Source organism: Bradyrhizobium sp. JHI2711, from assembly GCF_056156565.1.
Window position 1 is genome coordinate 1,356,789 of sequence record NZ_JBPZPT010000002.1, and the last position, 24,654, is coordinate 1,381,442.

General features: G+C 65.1%; 24 protein-coding genes. 13 read left to right on the forward strand and 11 right to left on the reverse strand.

Going from position 1 to position 24,654, the window contains the following annotated elements; translation table 11 throughout:
* Positions 1-11 precede the first annotated feature (11 nt).
* The 6 genes from cysT to ACTEK7_RS18925 all read left to right on the forward strand — a co-directional run bounded on the left by cysT (position 12) and on the right by ACTEK7_RS18925 (position 5,450).
* Positions 12-848 carry a sulfate ABC transporter permease subunit CysT gene (gene cysT, locus ACTEK7_RS18900; protein WP_074447692.1) on the forward strand — a complete coding sequence of 279 codons (837 nt, stop codon included), beginning with the start codon at positions 12-14 and terminating at the stop codon, positions 846-848.
* Positions 849-857: 9 nt separating this feature from the next.
* Positions 858-1,769, forward strand: coding sequence for a sulfate ABC transporter permease subunit CysW (gene cysW / locus ACTEK7_RS18905; protein ID WP_035998223.1), 912 nt, complete (start codon positions 858-860; stop codon positions 1,767-1,769).
* Positions 1,759-2,793, forward strand: coding sequence for a sulfate/molybdate ABC transporter ATP-binding protein (locus ACTEK7_RS18910; protein ID WP_035998225.1), 1,035 nt, complete (start codon positions 1,759-1,761; stop codon positions 2,791-2,793). The genes cysW and ACTEK7_RS18910 overlap by 11 nt, the downstream gene beginning before the upstream one ends.
* A 108-nt stretch (positions 2,794-2,901) precedes the next feature.
* Positions 2,902-3,405 carry a CAP domain-containing protein gene (locus ACTEK7_RS18915; RefSeq protein WP_035998228.1) on the forward strand — a complete coding sequence of 168 codons (504 nt, stop codon included), beginning with the start codon at positions 2,902-2,904 and terminating at the stop codon, positions 3,403-3,405.
* A 79-nt stretch (positions 3,406-3,484) separates the two neighbouring features.
* The gene (locus ACTEK7_RS18920; RefSeq protein WP_035998231.1) at positions 3,485-4,660 is read left to right on the forward strand and encodes a DUF3734 domain-containing protein; all 1,176 of its coding nucleotides are present in this window, start codon (positions 3,485-3,487) and stop codon (positions 4,658-4,660) included.
* A 1-nt stretch (position 4,661) separates the two neighbouring features.
* Positions 4,662-5,450: a 3-hydroxybutyrate dehydrogenase gene (locus tag ACTEK7_RS18925; protein ID WP_225126393.1), complete on the forward strand. Its 789-nt coding sequence runs from the start codon at positions 4,662-4,664 to the stop codon at positions 5,448-5,450.
* Positions 5,451-5,576: 126 nt separating this feature from the next.
* Here the strand turns inward: ACTEK7_RS18925 and ACTEK7_RS18930 are convergent, their stop codons facing one another.
* The 4 genes from ACTEK7_RS18930 to ACTEK7_RS18945 form a co-directional block, all read right to left on the reverse strand.
* A complete protein-coding gene (locus tag ACTEK7_RS18930) occupies positions 5,577-5,903 on the reverse strand; it encodes a type II toxin-antitoxin system RelE/ParE family toxin (RefSeq protein WP_225134638.1) in 327 nt (108 codons plus the stop codon).
* On the reverse strand, positions 5,900-6,136 hold the full coding sequence (locus ACTEK7_RS18935; RefSeq protein ID WP_057028137.1) for a GNAT family protein: 237 nt from the start codon (positions 6,134-6,136) through the stop codon (positions 5,900-5,902). The genes ACTEK7_RS18930 and ACTEK7_RS18935 overlap by 4 nt, the downstream gene beginning before the upstream one ends.
* A 51-nt stretch (positions 6,137-6,187) precedes the next feature.
* Positions 6,188-7,555 (reverse strand): flippase, encoded by a 1,368-nt coding sequence (locus ACTEK7_RS18940; RefSeq protein ID WP_425248872.1) that lies wholly within the window; start codon positions 7,553-7,555, stop codon positions 6,188-6,190.
* Between the two features lie 76 nt (positions 7,556-7,631).
* Entirely contained in the window at positions 7,632-8,471 is an 840-nt protein-coding gene (locus tag ACTEK7_RS18945) for a protein-disulfide reductase DsbD domain-containing protein (protein WP_035998237.1), read from the reverse strand.
* Between the two features lie 142 nt (positions 8,472-8,613).
* Between ACTEK7_RS18945 and ACTEK7_RS18950 the strand changes: the two genes are divergently transcribed.
* Complete coding sequence (locus ACTEK7_RS18950) at positions 8,614-9,258, forward strand: YqgE/AlgH family protein (protein WP_035998239.1); 645 nt, start codon at positions 8,614-8,616, stop codon at positions 9,256-9,258.
* 152 nt (positions 9,259-9,410) lie between these two features.
* Here the strand turns inward: ACTEK7_RS18950 and ACTEK7_RS18955 are convergent, their stop codons facing one another.
* Together ACTEK7_RS18955 and ACTEK7_RS18960 are read right to left on the reverse strand one after the other, a co-directional pair.
* Entirely contained in the window at positions 9,411-10,298 is an 888-nt protein-coding gene (locus tag ACTEK7_RS18955; RefSeq protein ID WP_035998242.1) for a TauD/TfdA dioxygenase family protein, read from the reverse strand.
* A gap of 96 nt (positions 10,299-10,394) precedes the next feature.
* Positions 10,395-11,174, reverse strand: a complete 780-nt coding sequence (locus ACTEK7_RS18960) for an SDR family NAD(P)-dependent oxidoreductase (protein ID WP_074447693.1) — start codon at positions 11,172-11,174, stop codon at positions 10,395-10,397.
* A 100-nt stretch (positions 11,175-11,274) separates the two neighbouring features.
* On the opposite strand from ACTEK7_RS18960, the gene ACTEK7_RS18965 reads away from it, so the two are divergent.
* Positions 11,275-12,012 carry an SDR family NAD(P)-dependent oxidoreductase gene (locus tag ACTEK7_RS18965; RefSeq protein ID WP_036021684.1) on the forward strand — a complete coding sequence of 246 codons (738 nt, stop codon included), beginning with the start codon at positions 11,275-11,277 and terminating at the stop codon, positions 12,010-12,012.
* A gap of 64 nt (positions 12,013-12,076) precedes the next feature.
* Positions 12,077-12,451 carry a CsbD family protein gene (locus tag ACTEK7_RS18970; RefSeq protein ID WP_035998251.1) on the forward strand — a complete coding sequence of 125 codons (375 nt, stop codon included), beginning with the start codon at positions 12,077-12,079 and terminating at the stop codon, positions 12,449-12,451.
* Between the two features lie 163 nt (positions 12,452-12,614).
* Here the strand turns inward: ACTEK7_RS18970 and ACTEK7_RS18975 are convergent, their stop codons facing one another.
* Together ACTEK7_RS18975 and ACTEK7_RS18980 are read right to left on the reverse strand one after the other, a co-directional pair.
* On the reverse strand, positions 12,615-14,324 hold the full coding sequence (locus ACTEK7_RS18975; RefSeq protein WP_225146405.1) for an SGNH/GDSL hydrolase family protein: 1,710 nt from the start codon (positions 14,322-14,324) through the stop codon (positions 12,615-12,617).
* A 170-nt stretch (positions 14,325-14,494) separates the two neighbouring features.
* On the reverse strand, positions 14,495-15,880 hold the full coding sequence (locus ACTEK7_RS18980; protein WP_225126389.1) for a lytic murein transglycosylase: 1,386 nt from the start codon (positions 15,878-15,880) through the stop codon (positions 14,495-14,497).
* 205 nt (positions 15,881-16,085) lie between these two features.
* Between ACTEK7_RS18980 and ACTEK7_RS18985 the strand changes: the two genes are divergently transcribed.
* Entirely contained in the window at positions 16,086-16,961 is an 876-nt protein-coding gene (locus ACTEK7_RS18985) for a UTP--glucose-1-phosphate uridylyltransferase (RefSeq protein ID WP_225126387.1), read from the forward strand.
* A 110-nt stretch (positions 16,962-17,071) separates the two neighbouring features.
* Here the strand turns inward: ACTEK7_RS18985 and ACTEK7_RS18990 are convergent, their stop codons facing one another.
* Positions 17,072-18,568, reverse strand: coding sequence for a sensor domain-containing diguanylate cyclase (locus ACTEK7_RS18990; protein ID WP_225146406.1), 1,497 nt, complete (start codon positions 18,566-18,568; stop codon positions 17,072-17,074).
* 143 nt (positions 18,569-18,711) lie between these two features.
* Here ACTEK7_RS18990 and ACTEK7_RS18995 point away from each other — a divergent pair, with 143 nt between their 5' ends.
* Positions 18,712-18,975: a DUF7662 domain-containing protein gene (locus tag ACTEK7_RS18995; protein WP_035998268.1), complete on the forward strand. Its 264-nt coding sequence runs from the start codon at positions 18,712-18,714 to the stop codon at positions 18,973-18,975.
* Positions 18,976-19,134: 159 nt separating this feature from the next.
* Here ACTEK7_RS18995 and ACTEK7_RS19000 read toward each other — a convergent pair whose 3' ends face one another.
* Together ACTEK7_RS19000 and ACTEK7_RS19005 are read right to left on the reverse strand one after the other, a co-directional pair.
* Complete coding sequence (locus ACTEK7_RS19000; RefSeq protein ID WP_035998272.1) at positions 19,135-22,011, reverse strand: EAL domain-containing protein; 2,877 nt, start codon at positions 22,009-22,011, stop codon at positions 19,135-19,137.
* A 153-nt stretch (positions 22,012-22,164) separates the two neighbouring features.
* Positions 22,165-23,163 carry an NAD(P)H-quinone oxidoreductase gene (locus tag ACTEK7_RS19005; protein ID WP_225146407.1) on the reverse strand — a complete coding sequence of 333 codons (999 nt, stop codon included), beginning with the start codon at positions 23,161-23,163 and terminating at the stop codon, positions 22,165-22,167.
* A 119-nt stretch (positions 23,164-23,282) separates the two neighbouring features.
* Between ACTEK7_RS19005 and ACTEK7_RS19010 the strand changes: the two genes are divergently transcribed.
* Positions 23,283-23,474, forward strand: a complete 192-nt coding sequence (locus ACTEK7_RS19010) for a DUF1192 domain-containing protein (protein WP_035998277.1) — start codon at positions 23,283-23,285, stop codon at positions 23,472-23,474.
* 477 nt (positions 23,475-23,951) lie between these two features.
* Positions 23,952-24,461: a protease adaptor protein RcdA gene (gene rcdA / locus ACTEK7_RS19015; protein WP_035998279.1), complete on the forward strand. Its 510-nt coding sequence runs from the start codon at positions 23,952-23,954 to the stop codon at positions 24,459-24,461.
* Positions 24,462-24,654 lie beyond the last annotated feature (193 nt).

Here is a 24,654-nt window from a genome sequence, read left to right on the forward strand (position 1 = left end):
CAGGGGGCCTGGTGAGCGCACTCGCAGCACGACGCCGGACATTGCCGGGCTTCGGTCTCACCATGGGACTGACGCTTTCCTGGCTGTCCGTGATCATCCTGATTCCACTCGCCGGCCTGTTCCTGAGATCGCTTGAGCTCAGCCCCGAGCAGTTCTGGAACATCCTCTCCAGCCGCCGCACCCTGAACGCGCTCCGCGTCTCGTTCGGCCTCGCCTTTGCGGCGGCTTGCGTCAATCTGGTGATGGGCAGCATCATCGTCTGGGCGCTGGTGCGCTACCGCTTCCCCGGCCGCCGCATCTTCGATGCCATCGTCGACGTGCCGTTTGCGCTGCCGACGGCGGTGGCCGGCGTCGCGCTGACGGCGCTGTTCGCCGAGAAGGGCTGGCTGGGGGCGCCGCTCGCCGCGCTCGGCCTCAAGGTGGCGTTCACGCCGGTCGGCATCTTCGTCGCCATGATCTTCATCGGCATTCCCTTCGTTGTCCGCACCGTGCAGCCGGTGCTGCAGGATCTCGACCCTGAAATCGAGGAAGCCGCGGGCAGCCTGGGGGCCAGCCGCTTGCAGACCATCGTTCGCGTGATCCTGCCTTCGCTCGCGCCGGCGCTGCTCACGGGCCTCGCGCTCGCCTTCGCCCGCGCGGTCGGTGAATACGGCTCGGTGATCTTCATCGCCGGCAATCTGCCCAACGTCTCCGAGATCGCGCCGCTCTTGATCGTGATACGCCTGTCCGAATTCCGTTACGCCGATGCGACCGCGATTGCGGTGGTCATGCTGGTCGTCTCCTTCGTCATCATCTTCGCGGTCAATCGGCTCCAGCGCTGGGCGCAGAGCCGGATCCCGGCGCGCTGAGGGCGGACCATGACGATGCAGATCGCAGATTCCGTGTCGCTCTCGGCCTCCGACTCGCAGGCACGCGCGCACGCGGCGGCGGCGCGGAACAATTTGCGCACCGAGCCGCGCGCCGTCCGCATCGTCATCATCACGCTGGCGTTGCTGTTTCTCACCGTCTTCGTCGTGCTGCCGCTGGTCGTCGTGTTCGCGCAGGCATTTTCGCGCGGCATCCTCGCCTATTTCGCCGCGCTCGCCGAGCCGGAGGCGATGGCGGCGATCAAGCTAACGTTGATCGTCGCGGCGATCTCGGTCGGGCTCAATCTGGTGTTCGGCCTCGTCGCCGCCTGGGCGATTGCAAAATTCGAGTTTCCGGGCAAGACCTTCCTGATCACGCTGATCGACCTGCCATTCTCGGTCAGCCCGGTGATCTCGGGCCTCGTCTTCGTGCTATTGTTCGGCGCGCAAGGCTATCTCGGCAGCTGGCTGCGCGAGCACGACATCCAGATCCTGTTCGCGGTCCCCGGCATTGCGCTCGCCACCACCTTCGTGACCTTCCCCTTCGTGGCGCGCGCGCTGATCCCCCTGATGCAGGAGCAGGGCACGCAGGAGGAGGAGGCTGCGATCTCGCTTGGCGCCTCCGGCCTGCAGACCTTCTTCCGCGTCACCCTGCCCAACATCAAATGGGGCGTGCTCTACGGCGTCCTGCTCTGCAACGCGCGCGCGATGGGCGAGTTCGGTGCGGTCTCCGTCGTCTCCGGCCACATCCGCGGCGAGACCAACACCATGCCGCTCTTGGTCGAGATCCTCTACAACGAATACCAGTTCGTCGCCGCTTTCGCGATCGCCTCGCTGCTCGCAATGCTGGCGCTGATCACGCTGATCGCAAAAACCATTCTCGAACGTCATCTCGACGAAGGACAAGACGCCAGTGACCATTGAAGTCAAGAATCTCGTCAAGAAATTCGGCAGTTTTGCTGCCCTCGACGGCGTCGATCTCAAGGTCAACGACGGTGAGCTGCTGGCGCTGCTCGGTCCGTCCGGCTCCGGCAAGACCACCTTGCTGCGGATCATCGCCGGCCTCGACTGGCCGGACTCGGGCGAAGTCTCCTTCAACGGTGAGGACGCGCTGGCGCAAGGAGCCCGCGAGCGCCACGTCGGCTTCGTGTTCCAGCATTATGCGCTGTTCCGCCACATGACGGTGTTCGAGAACGTTGCCTTTGGCCTCCGCGTGCAGCCGCGCGCGGTCCGAAAGGATGAGGCTGCGATCCGCTCGCGCGTCAAGGAGCTGCTCGATCTGGTGCAGCTCGACTGGCTCGCCGACCGCTATCCGAGCCAGCTCTCCGGCGGCCAGCGTCAGCGCATCGCGCTCGCCCGTGCGCTTGCAATCGAGCCGCGCATTCTGCTGCTCGATGAACCCTTCGGCGCGCTCGACGCCAAGGTGCGCAAGGAGCTGCGCAAATGGCTGCGCTCGCTGCATCACGAGATCCATGTCACCTCGATCTTCGTCACGCACGACCAGGAGGAGGCGCTGGAAGTCGCCAACCGCGTCGTGGTGATGGACAAGGGACGGATCGAGCAGATCGGCTCGCCCGACGATGTCTACGACAATCCGGCGACGGCGTTCGTGCACGGCTTCATCGGCGAATCCATCGTGCTGCCGATCCAGATCGGCGATGGTGCGATCCGGCTCGGCGACCGGCAGCTCGATCTGGCGGCCGATGGGCTTGCGCCTGGCGCGTCGAAGCTGTTCGTGCGGCGACATGACATGCTGGTCGGCCCGCCCGGCAGCGGCGCCTTCGAGGGCGCGGTCCAGCACGTCCGCAATTTCGGTCCGGTGCAGCGGGCGGAAGTAGCCCTGTCCGGCGGCGAGACCATCGAAATCGACGCCCCCCGCGACAAGGAACTGCGCGCCGGCGACACCATCGGCCTCAATCCGCGTCGCTACCGGATTTTTGCGGGCTAAGCCCCGCCGTCATTCCGCCGCGGAATGACGGCTCAAATTCTCTTCAAAATTCACCTTTCAGCCATTGTTGGTATGCAACAACAGCCCCTCATTTGGGGGCCCCGATTCATGCGCGCTGCGGCCGCAATTCTGATCATGTTGCTGCTCGCCGGCTGTGCCGGCAACGAAGCGCCGGTCCAGCAGCCGTCGATGTATGCCGACATGGCGGTCCCGGGCTCCAAGCTCGACGTCCAGGCAGCTGCGATCATGATCTCGCAATACCGCCAGAACAACGGGCTCGGTACGGTCGTGGTCGACCCGGATTTGACTCGGCTCGCCGAATCCCAATCGGGCGCGATGGCGGCGGCCAACAAGATGGACCACGACGTCCGCGCGCCGCTCGCCAAGCGTCTGGCCTCTGGCGGTTATCCTGCCACCGTGGCGGTCGAGAACATCTCGGCCGGCTATCATACGCTGGCGGAAGCGTTTTCCGGCTGGCGCGACTCGCCTCCGCACCGCGCGAACATGCTCAAGAGCGGTGTCACAAAATTGGGCATCGCGGCGAGCTATGCTCCAGGCACCAAATACAAGGTGTTCTGGACCATGATCCTGGCCTCCACCGAGCCTCGATAAGCCAGACTTGATCCCGGGGATGCATTGACGTCGCGGCGGAGTGTCGCCACGGTGGCCAGCCTTTTGCTATTGTTCCCGCATGACCGATCATAGTCCGGAAACCGCAACAATCCCCACGAATGCGCAGCGCGTCCTGGTCCTCCAGGGCGGCGGCGCGCTCGGCTCGTACCAGGCTGGCGCCTTCCAGGCGCTGTGTGGCTACGGCTTCGATCCGGAATGGGTCGCCGGCATCTCGATCGGCGCGGTCAATGCCGCCATCATCGCCGGCAATGAGGGGCACACCCGCGTCGAGCGGCTCAAGGAATTCTGGGAAATGGTGTCGGCCCCGGTGCCGTGGAAGCCGGTCGGCAAGAGCGACCGCAGCCGCGAGCTGTTCAATTCCACCAGTGCCGCGCTGATTGCGACGTTCGGCGTGCCCGGCTTCTTCACGCCACGCATTCCGCCGGCGCCGCTGTGGCCGCCGGGGCATCGCGAGGCCGAAAGCTATTACGATACCTCGCCGCTGAAGAAGACGCTGGAGCGACTCGTCGATTTCGACCGCATCAACGATCTGAAGACACGCCTGTCGGTCGGCGCGGTCGGCGTCACCTCGGGCAATTTCAGATATTTCGACAATTACGCGTTCAAGAAGCTCGGCAAGAAGATCGGCCCCGAGCACATCATGGCCTCCGGCGCGCTGCCGCCGGGCTTTCCCTCCGTCGTCATCGACGGCGAGCATTATTGGGACGGCGGCATCGCCTCCAACACTCCGCTCGACTACGTGCTCGATGCCGAGGTCGAACGCGACATGCTGATCTTTCAGGTCGATTTGTTTTCCGCGCGCGGCGACCTGCCGAACTCGCTGCTGGAGGCCGCCGAGCGCGAGAAGGACATCCGCTATTCCAGCCGCACGCGGATGAACACCGACAAGAACAAGCAGCTGCACAACGCCCGCAGGGCCGTGCGCGATCTGATCGGCAAATTGCCGGACTATCTCAAGAACGATCCTTCCGTCGAATTCCTGGCGAAAGTGTCGCGCGAAAGCACCGTCACCGTGGTGCATCTGATCTACCGCAGCAAGAACTACGAATCCTCGTCCAAGGATTACGATTTCTCGCACATTGCCATGGTCGAGCATTGGGAGGCCGGCGTTCGTGACGTGCACCTGTCGATGCGCCACAAGGACTGGCTGGAGCGGCCGCAGTCCGGCGAGACCATGGTGACCTACGATCTCACGGGGGACGTCACCGCGCCCCCGGCAAAAAGGAGCGAATAGAATGGGTACTCTGTCAGGCAAGAACGCCCTCGTGACCGGATCGACCAGCGGCATCGGGCTCGCTTACGCGCGCGCCTTCGCCGGCGCCGGTGCCAACGTCGTCATCAACGGTTTCGGCTCGCCGGAGGACATCGAGAAGGAGCGCGCCAAGATCGAATCCGATTTCGGCGTCAAGGCGGTCTACTCGCCCGCCGACATGACCAAGCCCGCCGAGGTCGCCGGCATGATCGCGCTCGGCGAGAAGACGTTCGGCTCGGTCGACATCCTCGTCAACAATGCCGGCATCCAGTTCGTCTCGCCGATCGAGGAATTCCCGCCGGAGAAATGGGACCAGATCATCGCGATCAATCTGTCCTCGGCCTTCCACGCCATCCGCGCCGCAGTGCCCGGCATGAAGAAGAAGGGCTGGGGCCGCATCATCAACACGGCGTCGGCGCACTCGCTAGTGGCCTCGCCATTCAAGTCGGCCTACGTCTCGGCCAAGCACGGCATCGCCGGCCTCACCAAGACCGTGGCGCTGGAAGTCGCGACCCACAAGATCACCTGCAACTGCATCAGCCCCGGCTACGTCTGGACCCCGCTGGTCGAGAAGCAAATCCCCGACACGATGAAGGCACGCAATCTGACGCGCGAGCAGGTCATCAACGATGTGCTGCTCGATGCGCAGCCGACCAAGGAGTTCGTCACCTCCGAGCAGGTCGCCGCGCTCGCCCTGTTCCTGTGCAGCGACGACGCCGCCCAGATCACCGGCACCAACCTCTCGATAGACGGCGGCTGGACCGCGGAGTAGGCGCACAGTGCTGTAGGGTGGGCAAAGGTGCCAGCGCCGTGCCCACCATCTTTCCGCTGTTCGCGACCAGCGTCAGTGGCACTGGGTGTCTCACCTCTTCCCGCGCCTACTGCGAACCAGCCGTTCTCAGGTCCGAGGCGAACCATATTGGCTTTCCGGCTCGTTCAGTCCGGCAAGGGGCCGCCGCGACGCGTGGCGGATATGGACGATATGAACGAACTCGCCGGTGACACGGTAAAATATCCGAAATGGATAGCGGACGACCGTTGCCACGCGGACTTGGGAACGTTGTGTGACCCGTGGCGATGAGAAAGGCGCACGCCGGACGCGCTCGATAACATCCGCAAATCTTCGTCCGATGGCATCGGCGATCGCTGGGCTGGCGTTGCTGGCATAATAGGTTGCAATGTCTTCGAGGTCAGCAAGCGCCTCTCGGGACCAGACGACCTTCATCCGCGCCTGAATTTCGCGAAGACTTCTGCGACCTCGGCATCCGTAGCGAACTCGCCGCGATCTATGGAGGCTAACGCAGCGTCGATACTTCGCAGCTCTTCCTGCGTCGCAACATACTCGCCGCCGAGCAGTTCGCTCTCGATTTCGCTGGCAATCGCAACCAGCTCGTTCTGGGCCTCTTCGGGCCAAGTCTGGGCACGTTCCAGAAGATCTCGCAGATCGCTTGCAGCCATACCCAACTATATCAGGTGCCGAAGAGGTTTCCAATCATCTCAAGCTGATGGCTAACGTCCGAACGCCAGCACGTGCAGCCCCAGCCGCTGCCGCACGATCCAGAACAGCAGCACCGTCTCGAAGGTGAGGGAGATCGAGGTTGCAGCCGCGGCGCCATGGCCGCCGTAGCGCGGCACCAGCGCGATGCAGAGCACGAGGTTCATCATGAAGGCTAGCGCATAGGCGAGCGCGCAGATCTTCTGCTGGCCGAGCATGTTGAGCAGGCGCTCGACCGGCCCGATCGCAGAGCGGACCACGAGCCCGATCGCGGCGACGAACATGATGTCGTAGCCGACGGTGAATTGCGGCCCGAACAGCCAGAGCAGCGGCTTGCCGAGCGCGAGCAGCACGATGGTCGCGGCCAGCGACGGCCAGAACGTCCAGGTGATGGCATGCGCGACGTAGGCCGACAGGCGCGCCTTGTCGCCGCTGGCATTGTATTCGGCGAAGCGGTGTGCCGTCGTGGCTGACATCGCGTAGTGGATGAACGAGACCAGCGCCAGCGTCTTCACCACGGCGAAATAGACGCCGACCTCGTCCGAGGGACGGAATTGCTGCAGCACCAGCACGTCGGTGTAGGACAGGAGCAGGTAGAAGCTCTCGACCAGCAGGATCGGTAGCGAGACGGCGAGCCAGCCCTTGACGTCATAGGCCTTCGGTCCCGGTGTGATGTGATCGGCGAGCTTGCGGTTCAGCACCACCATCTGCCCGGCCATCGCGATCCATACCGCGCAAAGGCTTGCGACCATCGCGGCGACGGCGCCGAGGTGATAGCCGAGCAGGAAGGCGAGCGCCGTGATGCCGATGATCAGCGCCTGGCGGATGATGAATTGCGGCATCAGGCCGAGTTGCACCCAGTCGTGCGAGCGCGCGATGCCGTCCTGGGTGTTGGCGACCACGAAAGCGGGCAGCGTCATGCAGCCGATATAGAGCGGCAGCACCTCGGCGGGATCGATCCAGGGCGACAGCAATTTGACGATGCCAGCAAGGCCGAGCGACGTCAGCGTGGACACGGCAAAGGTCAGCCAGCGGCTGCCGGACAGGAAGCCGCGCAGCAGCGCGTGCGCGCCGTTGGCGCGGTACTCCGGAATGATTTTCTGCGCGGAGGCCGAGATGCCGAAATCCATCATGCTGCCGAGCAGCAGCACCCAGGTCCAGACATAGACGTAGATGCCGTAATCGGACGTGCCCATCCAGCGCGCCAGCAGCACCTGCGAGACATAAGCGAGGCCGGCGCTGATGACGCGAATGATGAAGATGGTGCCGGCGAGCCGCCGCGTCAGCGACGCCTCGCTCGATCCGCCCGCGAGCTTGGCACGCAGCCGCGCGACCAGCCCGGCCGGTCCGGTCGTTGCGGGTGGTGCATCCATCACGGCCAATTCGAACAATCCCCAGCGACCTGCAGCGGCAGGCGAGGGATTAGCAACCATTCGTTAAGATTCGGTTGGGCGGACGCTAGTTCAAATTCGTGTTGAACTCGTACGCCTTCTCCGGCCCGACCAGCGTGAACTTCAGCGCCGCGCCCTCGGGCTTGGCGCCCGGCGGCAGCCCGTCGAGCTCGAACGAGAAGCGCACGACCCCGGGCGGGCTGGGCTGCACCGGCGCCGGAATCGGCAGCGCCCAATCGGGCGTCGGGCCTTCCACGAACAGATTGACCTTGCGGCTGTCCGGCGCCACCACATCGACCACTACGTTCTTGGGCCCGTCCCGCTTGACGTCGCGAATGGTGAGCGGGTTGGGGTCGCCGATATTGGCGGGCTTCGGCACGGTGTCGAGCGCGGCACGCAAGTTCGCGTCCTCGGTCGAGGCGACGCTGTTGAAGCCGAGCTCGGCGCTGGCCTCTACGGGAATGCAGAGCTTCTCGCACACCGCGTAGTTGATCTCGGCCCTCAAGGTCACCGGCTTGTCCGCGGCCTTGGCGACGATGCGCAGGGGCAGCACGACCTGGTCGCGATAGCCGATCGAATGGCCGCCCGCGCCGTCATCGAACTTCAGCGGTGCCGGCCACATCACCGTCACCGCCTCGACATTGTCGGACTTGGAGAAGTCGAACCGGGGGGGAACGCCGGAATCGCCGGGCGACCGCCAGTAGGTCTTCCAGCCGGGCTGCAGCTGGAAGGCGATACCGCCGAGCAGCACCGCGCCGCTGCGCGAGCCCGCCAGGAGCCGCACCGCGGAATGTCCATCGCGCTGCCAAGGCGATGCGTCATCGGCACGGGCCGCGATAGCCAACGACGACGCGAGCAGGGTTGTCGCGACGCCAATCGCCGCACGCAGGGGAACAATGCTGGACATGGCACGTCTTTACAGGGTCACCCAGGGCCAAACCATTGAATTGCTTGTGATGGATGCACCCGAATCAACTCGCCGCAACCCTTGATTTGACAGCCGCCCGGCCCGACATCAGGATAGGAATTGAAACCGGAGTGCTCGAGCGATGGCTCCCACAGGCAAGAGGACGGGCGAAAGCACCCGCAGCTCGGGCGCCGCGCTGCCCAGTTCCGGCGGCTATCTCGACGGCCGGCTCCTGATCGCAATGCCCGTGATGGGCGATTCCCGCTTCGAGCGCTCGGTGATCTATCTTTGCGCCCATTCGGCGGAGGGGGCGATGGGCATCATCGTGAACCACCCCGCCGGCAGCATCGATTTCCCCGAGCTCTTGCAGCAGCTCGGCATCATCAAGAAGGGCGAGCACATCAAGCTGCCGGAGAATGCCGAAAGTATGAAGGTGCTGCGGGGCGGGCCGGTCGACACCGGGCGCGGCTTCGTGCTGCATTCCAGCGACTTCTACATCGAGAACGCCACGCTGCGGATCGATGACGGCGTCTGCCTGACCGCGACGGTCGACATTCTGCGCGCCATCGCCAACGGCTCCGGCCCCAAGCACGCCATCCTCGCGCTCGGCTATGCCGGCTGGGCGCCGGGCCAGCTCGAGACGGAGATCCAGAGCAACGGCTGGCTGCATTGCGACGCGGACGCGGATCTGATTTTCGGCGACGACGTCGAGGACAAGTACAATCGCGCTTTGCAGAAGATCGGCATCGACCCCGGTATGCTCTCGAACGAGGCCGGGCACGCGTAGCGTTATCGGCCGCTATTGCCACACTCTCCACTGCCCTCAGTTATTCTCCGCTGTCGTCCCGGATCGGCGCTTCGCGCCGGACAACGCTACGCGTTGCCCAGCGCTCCGCTTGTCCGGGACGACGACCGAATTTGTGGCTACTCCGACCCGGCCTACTCCGCCGCCTGCTGCTGCACCGTCGGCTCCGTCCCTGCCACCGTCGCGCGGCGCATGTCGCGGGGCTGGGACTGGTCGTAGCGGCGGACGCGGTGCATGGTCTGGCGGTTGTCCCACATCACGAGGTCATGCAGCTTCCATTTGTGCACGTAGACGAACTCGGGTTGCGTGGCGTGCTCGGTCAGATCGCGCAGCAATAGCCGCCCCTCGGGCATGCTCATGCCGACGACCTTGCCGGCATGCGATGACAGATACAGCGACTTGCGGCGATGCACGGGGTGCGTGCGCACCAGCCGTTGCAGCACCGGCTTGAACATCTCCTTCTCTTCGTCGGTGTATTCGGTGAAGCCGAGCGATCCCCGCGAATACATCAGCGAATGCTCGCAGACGAGATCCTCGATCTCCGCCTTGGTCTCGTCGTCGAGCGCGTCATAGGCCGCGCGCATGTCGGCGAACTCGGTGTTGCCGCCCTTCGGGTTCACCACGCGCGCCGATAGCAGCGAGAATTTTGCGGGGATCGGACGGAACGAGCTGTCCGAGTGCCACAGGCAATTGCCGAGGTTGAACAGATTGGCGCGGCTGTCCTTGGGCAGCGGCTTGCCGTCCTTACCGAGGTTGGAGACGTCGTTCAGGCCTGAGGTGAGGCGGTGTTCATCCGCCTTGGTGATGTTGCCGCCGCGCGCCTCCTCGCGCTGGCCAAAATTCAGCGCGAATGCCATCTGCTGCTCGTCGGTGATGTCCTGGTCGTGGAAGACGAGCACCGCGTACTTGTCCATCGCGGCCTCGATCTCGCGCGCCTGATCCGGCGTGAGCGGCTTGCGCAAGTCGAGGCCGGACACCTCGCCGACGAAATGTTTCTGAAGCTGCCGGATGGCGATGGTCATTGCGTTCCTCCCGCATCTACGAGCGGTTTCCCCGCTCTGTTTGTGGAAAAAATGACTCCCGCATCCGGCGATGTCAACGCGCCGCGCGCATGGCTCTCACGCGTTCCGCGCCATCAGCCCGCCATCGACCGGGATCACCGCGCCGGTGAGGAAGGACGCCGCCGGAAGGCACAGGCTCAGCGTCATATGCGCGACCTCTTCAGGGTCGCCGTAGCGGCCGAGTGCGGTGCGGCGCTTGGCGTAGATGGTCTTGTGCTCCTCCGGGATGCGGTCGGTGATTTTTGTGCGGATCGGTCCGGGGCAGATGCAGTTGACGGTGATGCCCTCGCGGCCGAGCTCCACCGCCAGCGAGCGGGTGAGGCTCACGACGCCGCCCTTCGCGGCCGAATACGGGCTGTGCAATGCGGTGGCGCCGAGCGCCTCGGTCGAGGCGATGTTGACGATGCGGGGACTCTTCGACTTGCGCAAGTGCGGCAGCGCGGCGCGGATGATGCGTGGGTGCGCCGTCAGCATCACGGCGATGCCCTTCGCCCAGGCGTCCTCGTAGCCCTCATCGTCGATCGCGACGCGCACGGAGATGCCGGCATTGTTGACGACGATGTCGAGGGCGCCGAAATGCGCGGCGACATCGCCGACCACACGTTTGATTTCGCCGCCGTCGGCGACGTCGAGCTTCCACGCCCTTGCCGCGCCTCCGCTTGCCGCAATCTCCCTGGCGACGTCCTGCGCGCCTTGCTCGTCGAAATCGGTGACGGCGACGTTCGCACCTTCGTTTCCGAACACGCGCGCTGTGGCGCGCCCCATGCCGCTGGCTGCGCCAGTGACGAGCACGGTGAGCCCCTTCACGGACCGGCTGAGCTCCCTGACGTCGGACATGCTGTTCCCTCGCGCCGAGCTGGTTCTTGTTGTGATTGACAAGGCTGGCATCGATCCGCAGACAGGTCAAACAAGCAGAAAACAAAAGGGGAGGCCGACAATGGCAAATGAGCTCGATTACTCAGGCAAGCAGGTGCTGGTGGTCGGCGGTTCCAGCGGCATCGGCAACGGCATCGCGCAGGCCTTTCGCGCCAAGGGCGCAGCTGTTGCCGTCTGCGGCACGCGTGCTCGCGCAACGGAATATTCAGCCGACGAAGGCTCCGATCTCGAAGGTCTTGCTTACGCGCAGCTCGATGTCGGCAATTCCGGTGCGATCGAAGCATTCAAGCCGTCGTTCGACCGTCTCGACATCCTGGTGCTCGCGCAGGGCGCGGTGATCTACCGCCGCGGCGAATTCGAGATGGCGGGCTTCCGCAAGGTCGTCGAGATCAATCTGATGAGCCTGATGGCCTGCGCGACGCGCTTTCATTCCATGTTGCGGGACGCGAAGGGCGCGCTGATCATCGTGTCCTCGACCGCGGCCTATCATTCCACCATGGGCAATCCCGCCTACAATGCCTCGAAGACCGGTGCGGTCGGATTGACGCGGACGCTGGGCGAGGCCTGGGCCGAGGACGGCATCCGCGTCAACGGCATCGCGCCAGGGCTCGTCGACACCAAGATGACGAAGGTGACGACCGACAATCCGAAGCGGCTCGAAGGCGCGCTCGCACGCATCCCGCTGCGGCGATTGGGTACGCCGGCCGACATGGCGGGCGCGGCGCTGTTCCTGGCCTCGCCGCTGTCGTCCTACATCATCGGCCAGACGCTGGTCGTCGATGGCGGCCTGATTCTATAGGAGAGCCTAAGGAACCGCGCTGCGTCTGATCGGTTACTTCGGCTGACCACCGAGGAGGATCATCATGGACACGGATCGGATTGTTGGATCGGCGAAGGAATATGCCGGACGCGCGGAAGGCGCGATCGGAGACATGGCAGGCGATGCCAAGACGCAGGCGTCGGGCAAGGCGCGGGAAGCCGCGGGCACGGTGCAGAATCTCTACGGCCAGGCCAAGGATGCCGTGCGCGACGCCACGGACACCGCCGCGGGCTATGCCAAGGACGCCTACGAGAACAGTGGTGAGACTTTCCGCGACGGCTCGAAGGCCATTGCGCAGAAGGTGCAGGACAATCCGCTCGGCGCGCTGCTGGTTGCCGGCGGCATCGGCTTCGCGCTGGCGCTGCTGATGTCGCGTCCTGCCCGCCGCCCGCCGTCACGCTGGCGCTATTACGGCTAGTTGCCGAAACGCCTGTCACGCGTGCCCCGGCTCAGCGATGCAGCGTGAGACGCTGCATCGCTGAGCCGGGGCCATCTTTTCTGAATGCCGCACGAATTGGGTCCCGACTCTGCGCCGCATCACCAGAAGGTGCAGCGTTGCGTCCGGGACACGAGATCTTACCTTACCGGAACATCTCGGCGGAACGGCCGACGTTAGCCGGCGGACGCGGGATCCCAGGATTGGGATTCGGATTGCGCGGCCCGGGCGGCGGCGCCATTTGGCGCGGCGGCGGGGGCTGTGGCGAGCCGAAGCCGAAGAAATCACGGAATGTGGGCGTTGCCTGGGCCGGCAGTTGCGGGGCGACCTGCGGCTTCTTCGGCGCGAGCTTTGGCGGTGCGATCGCGGCGGCGGCGCCCGGTGCGCCCTGAGCCGCCCCGCCGTCCGGCGTCGTTGCCGCCATCGGCGTATCGCCCTTGGCCTGCTCGCGGCCGACTTCCCGGCGCGGCCAGGCATAATCGTCGGCGCGGCCGGCCGGGGCTGCCAGCGGTTCACCCTTTACCATGGTCTTGGCGGCGAGCGCATCGACGGCGGCGGGACGCGTGCCCGGTCCGCCCAGCAATTGATCGGTCGAGATCGAGGCTGCAACCAGCGGCACGATCGGTCCGGCCAACGGCCGCGGCGCGGGCTTGCCCGGCTCGGCGCTGGTGTCGGGCGTCGCGGGCTCGCTCGGCAGCGCGATCGGGCCGGAGCGTCCGGCAAGCAGACGCGTGATCTCGCGCTCGACATAATGCGCGAGCTTGCGCGCGCCGGCCTTGGTGAAATAGATGCCGTCGGAGCTGCGGAGCTGGCGGATCTGGCCTTCGAAGTCCGGGCCCTTCTGCAGGAAGCGGCCGGCTTCGTCGACGAAGCCGTCCCATACGTCGACATAGGTGATGCCGGCCTTGGCCGCGCCCTCACGGTACAGCGAATCCAGGAACAGCGTGTCCGCGGTGCCCTTCGGTCCGCGGACCGCGGGCAGGCCGACCCAGAGCACCGGCACGCCCTTGGTTTTGAGGACGGCCGCGAGCTCCTCGATCTTCTTGCCGTAGAGCTCGACCCAGCGCTCGTCACGGAATTCGTAGAGGCCGTTCGGATTGCGCGCGGTCTTTTCCGGCGCGGCTGCCGGCGTGTCGGCATTGTCGGCGTCGTCCTGCGGCAGGTCGGCGTCGGCAGGCTTATCGTCCGGCTTGGCGGCGCTGTCGCCGGGCTTGGCGTCGCTGGGCTTGCCTTGCGGCTTTGCGCGCGCACCCTTGTCGTTCTTCTTATCTTTGTCCTTCTCCGCGGCCGGCTTGTCGGGTTTGTCGGCGGCCGGCTCGCGGATCGCGACGCGGTCGTTGAGGCCGAGCATGACGACGATCACGTCGGGCTTTTCGGTCTCGAGAATGCCCTTGGCCGCCGCGGCCCAGTCCGCGGGCTCGCCCTTGGGCTGGTACCTGATCAGGCCGGACGTGGTCTTGTGCTTGCGGATCACGCCCATGTCGGGCTGCTCGGCGTAGGCGTCTTCGAGGCCATAGGCGAGCCAGTCGGCCATGGCATCGCCGATCACCAGCACGTTCTTCTCAGGAATCGTGTCGCGCTTGGCCGGTGCCGGCGCGCGTGAAAAATCCTGGCGCGGCGCCTGCGGCGGCGGCTGGAAGGGTGCGAAGAAGTCGCCGCCGAACCATCCGCCACCTCCGCCGCCCCGTGGTGGCGGTGGTGGGGCCGAACGCTGCGGCGGACCGCCGAAGCCAGGGAAGTTGAAGAACTGCGCCGAAGCGGGTGCCGCCACCGACACCAGGATCGCAAGCGCCGTCCCCAGCGCGATCAACGGGCCGGTCTCGGTCAGCGCCTTGAACAGGGACTTCTTCGACATGCGATCTCGGGCACGCGCAATGGGGGATCGGAGTTAGCTCAATATAATAACGGAATCAGGCGCCAAACGGGCAAATTCCATCGCAGATTCTTGTCCATAGACCGGGGAACACCAGTCCCGGTCAAGGCTATCAGCCAAAATCCCCCTTCAAGGTTACTTCGAGCGCGATTTTACCGCCCGCGCAGCCGGTCCAGCACGTCGGAGGAGGCAAAACCGTCGGCGGGGACCCCGATCGAGGCCTGGAAGTTGCGCAGGGCCTCCCTGGTCATGCCGCCGAATTGGCCGTCCGGGGTGCCCTTGTAGTAGCCGCGCTGAGCCAGCAGCTGCTGCAGCTCCAGCCGTTCGGTGCGGGACAGCTCGCGCTCCTGCCGCGGCCAGGGCTGCACGAAAGGCTGTCCCCCGCGCAGGCGGTCGGCGAAATGGCCGATCGCCAGCGCATAGGCTTCCGCCGGGTTGTACTTCATGATGACGCGGTAATTCTGCAGCATCAAAAAGCCCGGTCCCTGCGCGCCGGCGGGTGCCAGGAGGTAAGCCTTGTCCGCAGGATGCGGGAAGGCCTGGTTGTTCGGACGCTTGAGCCCGAGCTTCTCCCATTGCGCGATCGGCATCGCCTTGGCGCGGTCGGCCAACATGTAGTTGAAGCCTTGCGGTACCACGACCTCGTAGCCCCAGGTCTGGCCTGGCTGCCAGCCGTCCTTCTTCAGATTGTTGGCGGTCGACGCGATCAGGTCGGTCGGATTGTCGACGACGTCGCGCCGGCCGTCGCCGTCGCCGTCCACCGCGAAGCGCTTGAACGCGGTCGGCATGAACTGGGTCGGGCCGAAGGCGCCGGCCCAGGAGCCGCGCAGCTGCTCCGGACGCAAATCGCCGCGGTTGAGGATCTCCAGCGCGGAGAGGAATTCGTCCTTGAAATAGGCTTGGCGGCGGCCGATGCAGGCGAGCGTCGCGGTCGATTGCAGCACGCTGCGATCGCCGATCTGCGTCGAGTAATTGGACTCGATGCCCCAGATCGAGGCGATGATGTAGCGGTCGACACCGGTGGCCTTTTCGGTGGCGTCGAACTGCGTCTTGTATTTGGCGAGGACCTCGCGGCCCTTGGCGAGGCGGTTGTCGTTCACCAGGATGTCGAGATAGGCCCAGATCGACTTGGTGAATTCCGGCTGCGAATCCATGAGGTCCATGATGCGCAGGTCGGGTGAGAGCCCGGCGGTGAAGCGCTGAAAGTTCTCCTGCGTGACGCCGCGTCGTGCGGCATCGGGCCACATCGCAGCGACGCAATTGTTGAAATTGCCGGCAGCCTCGCGGATCGCGGCGGCCGTCATCAAGGGATGGCCGGAGGCGCCGTCCTCGCCGCTCCACGGCAATGGACCCGTCGGCGCGCCGCTCGGGCCAGGTGTGGGTTGCGCCGGTGCCGGGTTCGATCCCGAGAAGATGCCGCCGAACAGGTTGGACAGGCCGTTCTGCGCCTGGGCGTGTGCGCCGGCCGGCAGCAGCAAAGCGGCCGCAACGACCGCGCCGCCAGCCCGTGTCGCCAGTCCCGCCATTGATTGCATCATGTTCCACCCGTCGGCCTGAAAAACCCGCCACAGGAGGCCTGGTTAGCGTTGCCAATAGCTTAACAAAGGTGAAATTTTGGTGGCGGCCTTTTTCTTAACTCCGTCGGGGCGAGGCCCCACATCCGCCTTTGTTGGCGGCTGCAAACAGGCTAGCAAGGATGCCATTGCTCCCGTCCCATGTGCCCCAAGGTATTCGATCGATCCCATGAAGATTCGCAAAGCCGTATTCCCCGTCGCCGGCCTCGGCACCCGCGTCCTGCCTGCCACCAAGGCGATGCCGAAGGAAATGCTGACCATCGTCGACAAGCCGCTGATCCAATACGTCTATGACGAGGCGAAGGAAGCCGGCATCGAGCACTTTGTCTTCGTCACCGGCCGCAACAAGGCTGTCATCGAGGATCATTTCGACCGGATGTTCGAGCTCGACGCGACGCTGGCCGCGCGCGGCAAGAAAGCCGAGCAGGATATCCTGGCGCAGAACCAGCCCGAAGCCGGCGCGGTCAGCTTCACCCGCCAGCAGGCGCCGCTCGGCCTCGGCCACGCGGTCTGGTGCGCGCGCGACATCGTCGGCAACGAGCCGTTCGCCGTCGTGCTGCCGGACGAGCTCGTGCTCAACACGCCCGGCTGCCTGAAGCAGATGATCGAGATAGCGTCCTCGCTCGGCGAGAAATCCAACCTGATCGCGGTCGAAGCGGTGCCCGATCACCTGACCCATCAATACGGCATTTGCGGCGTCGGCAAGCGCAACGGCAAGATGTTCGAGGTCGACGGCATGGTCGAGAAGCCGGCCAAGGGCACCGCGCCCTCCAACCTTTCGATCACCGGCCGCTACATCCTGCAGCCCGAGATCTTCAAGATCCTGGAGACCCAGGAGCGCGGCGCCGGCGGCGAGATCCAGCTCACCGACGCCATGATCGGGCTTGCCAAGACGCAGAAATTCTACGGCGTCGAGTTCGAGGGCGAGCGCCATGATTGCGGCTCCAAGCCCGGCTTCCTGCGCGCCAACATCGCCTATGGCTTGAAGCGGCCGGAATTGCGCGACGGCCTGGTCGCGGAGATGAAGAAGTATCTGGGGCAGTAGCTCCCGCCGTCATCGCGAGCGAAGCGAAGCAATCCAGAATCCTTCCGCTGAGGAAGTCTGGATTGCTTCGTCGCAAGAGCTCCTCGCAATGACGAGAGCGAGAGACCGCCTCACGCCACCAGCGACAGCTGCGGCAGGCTCGCCACCACCGACTGGTTGCGCCCGCCGGCCTTGGCGGCGTAGAGCGCCTTGTCGGCGGCGGCAACCAGTAGCGGCCAGTCCATGCCGGCGGCGGGGACGAGGCTCGCGATGCCGCAGGACACCGTCGACATCGCCTGATCGTCGGACCAGCCCTGCACCTTGAGGCGGATCATCTCCGCCACCTTGTGGGCCTCAGTGGCCGAGGTGTTCGGCAGCAGCACGGCGAATTCCTCGCCGCCATAGCGCGCCGCGCAATCGCCGGCGCGGCTCACCGAATCGGAAATGCAGATGGCGATGCCGACCAGCACCTGATCGCCGGCCTGATGGCCGAACGTGTCGTTGTAGGCCTTGAAGTGATCGGTATCGATCATGAGCAGCGCGATCGGCGCCTTCTGGCGCATGGCGCGCCGCCATTCGACGTCGATGACGGAATCGAATTTGCGGCGGTTTTTCAAGCCCGTGAGCGCGTCGGTCGTCGCCAACTCCTCGAGCTTGCGCTCGGCCTCGGCGCGCCGGCCGATCTCGCGCGCGAGCACGAGGGTCGATCCCAGCACGAACAGGATGAGCGCCAGCACCACGGTGCCGATGCGGAGCGCCTCCCTTTGCCAGAGTGCGAACACCGCGGCCAAAGGCTTGCCGGCGACCACGAACAGCGGACCATTGTTCTTGCTGCGGACATAGAGCCGCGGGGTCGCATCGACCGGGCCCTGTCCCGAATAGGCGGCGCCGACCCTGAGATTGTCGGCCTTCCAGTTCTGACGGTCGTTCAGGTTCGTGCCGATGATGTCGAGATCGAACGGTCGCCGCATGATGATGGTGCGGTCGCGCTTGAGCACGGTGATGGTGTCCTCAGGGTCGAGGGTGAGCCGATCGAACAGCTCGTGGAAATAGCTGAAGCGGATCGAGCCGGCGACCACGCCCATGAAGCCGCCGTCAGCGTCACTGATGCGCCGGCTCAGCACGATCGAGTAGGCGCCGCGAAACAGCATGGGACGGCTGATGAACAGGCCTGCGCCGGGATTATCCCGGTGGACCTTGAAGTAGTGCTCCTCGCTGCGGTCCTCGGGCAGGGGATCGAGCGTGGAGGCATCGATGGTCAGCCGGCCCTCGGCGTCGAACACCTGGATGGCGCCGAAATGTTTGGCGGTGGTCGCGTGGTCGAACAGGATCAGGTGACGGATCGTCTTTGAGACCGTCGCCAGCTCGGGCAGCAGCATGTTGCTGGCCACCGCCTTCAGCGACAAATCGTAGATCTCGACGTTGCGGCTGACGTCGGACTCGATCGTGGTCGCGAGGTTCTCCAGCGTCTGGCGGGCGAGTGCCTCCTCGCCGCGGCGCATGTCGAGCATGACGTTGACGCAAATGGCGGAAAAACCGATCACCGTCACCACGGACGAGATGATCAGCAGCTTCGCCGAAATCCGCCACGGCCGGCGGGCCGCAACGTCGCGCCATCCAGAGAACATTTTTCGCTCCTGTCCATAGTGGATGCGCCCGAAAGCTTGCGTAGTGTTTAAGCCGCGACGGCGCTGCCGCAATGAGTTAAGAATCGGTTTATGCGGCTGACGGTTTTGAGCAGCCTGACTTCGCCCCGGACGAGAGGACGAGTGTGAACGACTACGACGCGTTGCGCGATTATCTGCTGCGGCAGAAGCAGGAGGAGCTCGTGCTGAGCTTTGAGCAGATCGAGGAGATCATCGGCGCGGCGCTGCCGCGCGCGGCCCAGCGTGCCTCATGGTGGGACAGCCTTCGCAGCCCCGACATCCAGATGCCGCAACGCGAAGCCTGCCTCGCCGCCGGCTTCGTGGCGACACGCATGCCGGACGGCCAGAGCGTACGGTTCAGGAAGCAGAAGGGTGAGCGGCGGCGCTAGTGCGTGACTTCCCTTCTCCCCTTGCGGGAGAAGGTGGCGCGAAGCGCCGGATGAGGGGTATGTCTCCGCGCATTCAGATGGATTTGGACGTGGGGAGAGATACCCCTCACCCCCGCTCGCTTGCGAGCGGACCCTCTCCCGCAAGGGGAGAGGGGAAGATCAGCTGGCAGCTTCCAGCCGCACTTCCGTGAGCAGCCGCATCGCCGCGTCCGCGTCCATCGGCTCGCCGAAGGCAAAACCTTGCGCGTATTCGCAGCCCATCTGGTAGAGCTCGACGGCGTCCGAATCGGTCTCGGCGCCTTCGGCGACGACGTCCATGCCGAGGTCATGCGCGAGCGCGATGATCGACTTCAGGATCACGGGGCGGGTGCCGCGGCTGGTGGTGCGTACGAACGATTGGTCGATCTTGATAGTGTCGAACGGGAAGCGCTGCAGATAGGCCAGCGAGGAGTGGCCTGTGCCGAAATCGTCGAGCGACAGCCCGGTGCCGAGCTCGCGGATCCGGGTCAGCATCTGGGCTGCGTGCTCCGGATTCTCCATCACCAGCGATTCCGTCAGCTCGAGCTTGAGCGTGCCGCGCGCCACCGAGGAGCGCGACAGCACGGTACGGACATCGTGGATCAAATCGTGGCGCAGCAGCTGCCGCGAGGAGACGTTGACGGAAGCGAAGATCGGCTCGCGCGAGCGCATCGCCCGCTGCCACACCGAAAGCTGCTTGGCGGTCTGGTCGAGCACGAACATGCCGAGGTCGACGATCAACCCGGTCTCCTCGGCGATGGTGATGAACTCGGAGGGCGCCATGCGTCCGAGCTTCGGGTGGTCCCAGCGCGCCAGGGCCTCGAAACCGGCGATGGAGCGATCCTCCAGCCGCACGATCGGCTGGTACAGGATCGTGATCTCTTGGCGCTCGATGGCGCGGCGCAACTCGCTCTCCAGCGTCAGGCGGTCGGTCTTGCGCGCCCGCATCGCCGGCTTGTAGACGTCGATGCGGTCGCCGCCGATCCGCTTGGAGTGATACATCGCCAGCTCGGCGTCCTTGATGATCTCGTCCGTGAGCTGGGTTTGCGGATCGGAGAGCGCGAGGCCGATCGACGCGGTGAGGAAGATCTCGCGGTCGTTGAAGGCGATCGGCGCGCGGATGGTCTTGCGGATGGTCTCGGCGAAAGCGGTGATGCGGGCCGGGTCCTGCTCCGACAGCAGGATCAGGCCGAATTGGTCGCCGGCCATCCGCGCCAGCGTGTCCTGCGGCTTCAGGATGCGGGTGAGGCGGCGCGCCAGCGTGAGCAGGATGGAATCGCCGACCGCGATGCCGACGGAATCGTTGACCTGCTTGAAGCGGTCGAGGTCGATCACCATCAGCGTCGGCCGCAGCGTCGGCATGGTCTTGGCGAAATGCGCGACCGCGCCCAGCCGGTCCATGAACAGTTTTCGGTTGGGCAAGCCGGTGAGATTGTCATGCACGGAATCGTGCAGCAGGCGCTCCTCGGCGTTGCGCAGCTCGGTGACGTCAGTGAGCGTGCCGACCACGCGCGAGACCTCGCCGTCCGAGCCGACCACCGGGCGCGCCTTGAGCGCGAACCACATGAAGTGGCCGTCCGGCGTGCGCAGACGGAAATCCTGCACGAGGCGGCCGCGGCGCTGGTCGAGCACGCTGTCGAGCGCGGCGCGGAAACGGTCCTGGTCGAGCGGATGCAGCACCTCTAGCCAAGACGCCGCCGGGCCTTCCAGCGTGCCGCGCTTCAGCCCGAGCAGGGCTTCGGTCTCGGGACTGGTGAACACCTTGTCGGCGGATACGTCCCAGTCCCAGATCAGGTCGCCGGAGCCGGCCAGCGCCAAAGCGCGCCGCTCGATGTCGGAGACGACGCCGGTGCTGGCGCCGCCGCCGGCAAAGGCGTGCTGCATCACCGTAAAGCCGATCAGCATCACGATCAGCACGAGGCCGCCGAGCAGGGCCGGGCCGACGATGTCGTTGGTGACCGAGCCCGCCACCGTCATGCCGGCCGCGACCACCCAGACCACGAGGAGGAACCAGGTCGGGATCAAGAGCACGGCGCGGTCGAAGCCGTGGGTGGAGAGATAGACGATCAGCGCGAAACCGGCGAAGGCGATCAGCACCAGCGAGATGCGTGCGATGCCGGAAGCCACCGCCGGGTCGAAGAGCGCGAGCGCCACCAGCGAGCCAAGGAACGCGAGCCAGCCGACCGTGATGTGCGAATAGCGCACGTGCCAGCGGCTGAGATTGAGATAGGCGAACAGGAACACCAGGAGTGTCGCCGCCAGGATCGCTTCGCCCGCCGCGCGCCAGATGCGCTCGGCGTTGTTCGACATGTCGAGCACCTTGCCCCAGAAGCCGAAATCGACGCCGATATAGACCAGCACCGCCCAGGCCAGCGCCGCCGCGGCGGGGAACATGATGCTGCCCTTCACCACGAAAAGGATGGTCAGCACCAGCGCGAGCAACCCGGAGATGCCGATCACGATGCCCTGGTACAGCGTGAAGGAGTTGACCTTGTCCTTGTAGGCTTCCGGCTCCCACAGATAGAGCTGCGGCAGCTTGTCGGTGCGCAGTTCCGCGACGAAGGTGACGACGGCGCCGGGGTCGAGCGTGATGCGGAACACGTCCGCGGTGGCGCTTTCCTGCCGTTCCGGGCGGTCGCCGATCGAGGGCGTGATGGTCGCGATGCGCGACAGGCCGAGGTCGGGCCAGAGCAATCCCGAGGAGACGATGCGGTAATGCGGAGCGACGATCAGGCGGTCGAGCTGGTCGTCGGTGTTGTTGGCGAGCGCGAACACCACCCAGTTCTGTCCGCCCTCGCGGGCGCGCACCTCGATGCGGCGGACGATGCCGTCGGTGCCGGGTGCGGTGGAGACCTGGATACGATCGGCATCGCTGCGCTGATGCTCGAGCACGCCGGTGAGGTCGATCGCGGGCGCGTCGCTACGGACGCTGACGGCGTCGAGCGCGCGCGCAGGATACGCGGCGACAAGAATCATGAGGCCCAGCGCGATGGGCGCGAGGCACCTGATCAGACGCAAGGTCAGTTCTCCGCGTTCGACGCAAACTCGTCAGTGCAAGGCAAATCTAGAAGGCGATTTCTGACCGGACCGATGCGGTTCGGTGCGTCGCGATAGATGCCACGAAAGCGAGGAAAATCAAAGGGTTTCCGGCTTGCCCTGTCGGCCAGCGGCCTAGGCCTCCAACACAATTTTGCCAATATGTGCGCTCGTTTCCATGCGCCGGTGGGCGTCTGCCGCCTTTTCCAGCGGGAAAGTGCTGTCCATCACCGGCTTGACGCGGCCTTCGCGCAAAAGCGGCATCACTTTCTGCTCGATCGCGGCCACCATCGCCGCCTTGTCCGCATTACTACGGGGGCGCAAGGTCGAGCCGGTATGGGTCAGGCGCTTGACCATCACCTTGGCGATGTTGACGCTGACCTTGGGGCCGTTGAGGGTCGCGATCTGGACGATGCGGCCGTCGACCGCGGCGGCATCATAGTTGCGGTCGACATAGTCGCCGGCGACCATGTCGAGGATCAGGTTGATGCCAACGTTGTTGGTCTCCGCCTTCACCACGGCGACGAAGTCTTCGGTCTTGTAGTTGATGGCGCGGTCGGCCCCCAGTTTGAGGCAGGCGTCGATCTTGTCCTGCGATCCCACGGTGACGAACACTTTCGCACCGAAGGCTTTGGCAAGCTGAATGGCCATAGTGCCGATGCCGGACGAGCCGCCATGGATCAGCAGCGTCTCGCCGGCCTTGAGGCCGCCGCGTTCGAACACATTGTGCCAGACCGTCATCAGGGTTTCCGGCAGCGCGCCGGCTTCCTTCATCGACAGCGCCGGCGGCACTTTCATCGCCTGGGCGTCCTGGGCGATGCAGTACTGCGCATAGCCGCCGCCGGCGACCAGCGACATCACCTTGTCGCCGACCTTGTGCCGCTCGGCGTTGCTGCCGACCGCAACGACTTCGCCTGATATCTCGAGGCCGGGCAGGTCGCTGGCGCCGGGCGGCGGCGGATAGGCGCCGGAGCGCTGCGCCACGTCGGGCCGGTTGACGCCGGCAGCTTCGACCTTGACCAGGATCTCGTCGGGGCCTGGCTGCGGAACACTGCGTTGCTCCGGCACCAGCACCTCCGGCCCGCCGGGCTTGGAGATGGCGACCACGGTCATTTGCGCGGGCAGCTTGTCCATGATGTGTCCTTGAGCAAAAGTGCGGGAGGAAACGAGGCCCTTGCTTAGCCAGCGCGGTGCAGGCTGGCAACCGCCTCAGGCCATCTGGTCCGACCCGCGGACGGAGAGGAGGAGCGACGATGCCGATCGAAGACGACGACCGCCCGCGCAAGAAGATCAGTCATGAAATTGGACAGGACCTCTCACTTTTGTCAGTGGAGGAACTGACCGAGCGCGTCGCGCTGCTCAAGACCGAGATCGCAAGACTGGAAGAAGCCGCCGCCAAGAAGCGCGCCTCGCGCGATGCGGCGAACAGTATTTTCAAGTCGTAGTGGTCGCCACACAACGACTGTCGTCCCGGACGCGTGGGCCGAACTTTCCCCGCCTCGTCATTCCGGGCTCGCGACTTCGTCGCGCCCCGGAATGACGACGGAGAGTCTGTTCCCGCAGCACACTCGGCCACTGGCTCACATGACTAATGAACTCTGAAAAAATTAGCTCGTTTACTTCAGATTAAGCTTTCGGGTTTATGACTGGAACTGTCCTCGTTTGGACACCGAGTGGCTCCTGTCCACTCTGTTTGACGCCTCCCTGTTATCAACTTTCAAAGCCGCCGGTCTCCGGCGGCTCTTTTTTGCGTTCACTGCCCCGTTTGCACCTCTCATCCCGGTTGCATTCGAAAGGATTGACCCGCGGAAACCATATCCGCGCTTGTCACTGGACTCCGCGTCCCGCCCGCGCAATGATTTGTTCATCATAAGCCGGCGGCAAAGCCGGGCAGTCAAACAGTTGCGTAAGAGGCGTTAACCATGGAACGTTTGCAGGCCGACGGCGCGCTCGTTCAGCTCAGTGAGCGATTCACCAATTCTGCGGCGTTCGGCAATTTGTTCCGTGAGGGCATGGACCTCGTCGAGGAGACCGCCGCCTATCTCGACGGCGCCGGCCGCGTCGAGGCCAAGGCGCTCGACCGCGCCGTCAGCCTCACCTATGCGACCGAGAGCATGCGCCTCACGACGCGCCTGATGCAGCTCGCCTCCTGGCTGCTGCTGCACCGCGCGGTCAAGGAAGGCGAGATGACGCTAAGCCAGGCCAATCGCGAGAAGACCAAGGTCAAGCTTACCGCCGCCGATCCCGGTCCCGCCGACACCATCGAGAAGCTGCCCGCGCAGCTTCAGGACCTGATCCATCGCTCGATGAGCCTGCAGACCCGCGTCCGCCGCCTCGACAGCACGATCCACACCCCGCCGGCCGAGCAGGCCACGATCGGCAACCCGCTGGTGCCGCACCTCAACGCGCTGAAGGCCGCGTTCGAGCGGTAGGGTCTATCAACAATCGTAATTCCGGGACGCGCCTCTTGGCGCGGGCCCGGAATCCATACTCCCGATCGAGGTTATGGATTCTCAGATGCGCAATTGCGCATCGTAGCTCGCGACTTCGTCGCGCCCCGGAATGACAGCCCCAAAACAAAAACGCCCCCGGTCTCCCGGGGGCGTTTTCATCTCCAGCCTTGCG

Bases quoted from the DNA above. Each gene is read 5' to 3' on its own strand.
- cysW (WP_035998223.1), top strand. From the start codon at position 858: ATGACGATGCAGATCGCAGATTCCGTGTCGCTCTCGGCCTCCGACTCG.
- ACTEK7_RS18915 (WP_035998228.1), top strand. From the start codon at position 2,902: ATGCGCGCTGCGGCCGCAATTCTGATCATGTTGCTGCTCGCCGGCTGT.
- ACTEK7_RS18920 (WP_035998231.1), top strand. From the start codon at position 3,485: ATGACCGATCATAGTCCGGAAACCGCAACAATCCCCACGAATGCGCAG.
- ACTEK7_RS18925 (WP_225126393.1), top strand. From the start codon at position 4,662: ATGGGTACTCTGTCAGGCAAGAACGCCCTCGTGACCGGATCGACCAGC.
- ACTEK7_RS18930 (WP_225134638.1), bottom strand. From the start codon at position 5,903: ATGAAGGTCGTCTGGTCCCGAGAGGCGCTTGCTGACCTCGAAGACATT.
- ACTEK7_RS18935 (WP_057028137.1), bottom strand. From the start codon at position 6,136: ATGGCTGCAAGCGATCTGCGAGATCTTCTGGAACGTGCCCAGACTTGG.
- ACTEK7_RS18945 (WP_035998237.1), bottom strand. From the start codon at position 8,471: ATGTCCAGCATTGTTCCCCTGCGTGCGGCGATTGGCGTCGCGACAACC.
- ACTEK7_RS18950 (WP_035998239.1), top strand. From the start codon at position 8,614: ATGGCTCCCACAGGCAAGAGGACGGGCGAAAGCACCCGCAGCTCGGGC.
- ACTEK7_RS18955 (WP_035998242.1), bottom strand. From the start codon at position 10,298: ATGACCATCGCCATCCGGCAGCTTCAGAAACATTTCGTCGGCGAGGTG.
- ACTEK7_RS18960 (WP_074447693.1), bottom strand. From the start codon at position 11,174: ATGTCCGACGTCAGGGAGCTCAGCCGGTCCGTGAAGGGGCTCACCGTG.
- ACTEK7_RS18965 (WP_036021684.1), top strand. From the start codon at position 11,275: ATGGCAAATGAGCTCGATTACTCAGGCAAGCAGGTGCTGGTGGTCGGC.
- ACTEK7_RS18970 (WP_035998251.1), top strand. From the start codon at position 12,077: ATGGACACGGATCGGATTGTTGGATCGGCGAAGGAATATGCCGGACGC.
- ACTEK7_RS18975 (WP_225146405.1), bottom strand. From the start codon at position 14,324: ATGTCGAAGAAGTCCCTGTTCAAGGCGCTGACCGAGACCGGCCCGTTG.
- ACTEK7_RS18980 (WP_225126389.1), bottom strand. From the start codon at position 15,880: ATGATGCAATCAATGGCGGGACTGGCGACACGGGCTGGCGGCGCGGTC.
- ACTEK7_RS18985 (WP_225126387.1), top strand. From the start codon at position 16,086: ATGAAGATTCGCAAAGCCGTATTCCCCGTCGCCGGCCTCGGCACCCGC.
- ACTEK7_RS18990 (WP_225146406.1), bottom strand. From the start codon at position 18,568: ATGTTCTCTGGATGGCGCGACGTTGCGGCCCGCCGGCCGTGGCGGATT.
- ACTEK7_RS19005 (WP_225146407.1), bottom strand. From the start codon at position 23,163: ATGGACAAGCTGCCCGCGCAAATGACCGTGGTCGCCATCTCCAAGCCC.
- ACTEK7_RS19010 (WP_035998277.1), top strand. From the start codon at position 23,283: ATGCCGATCGAAGACGACGACCGCCCGCGCAAGAAGATCAGTCATGAA.
- rcdA (WP_035998279.1), top strand. From the start codon at position 23,952: ATGGAACGTTTGCAGGCCGACGGCGCGCTCGTTCAGCTCAGTGAGCGA.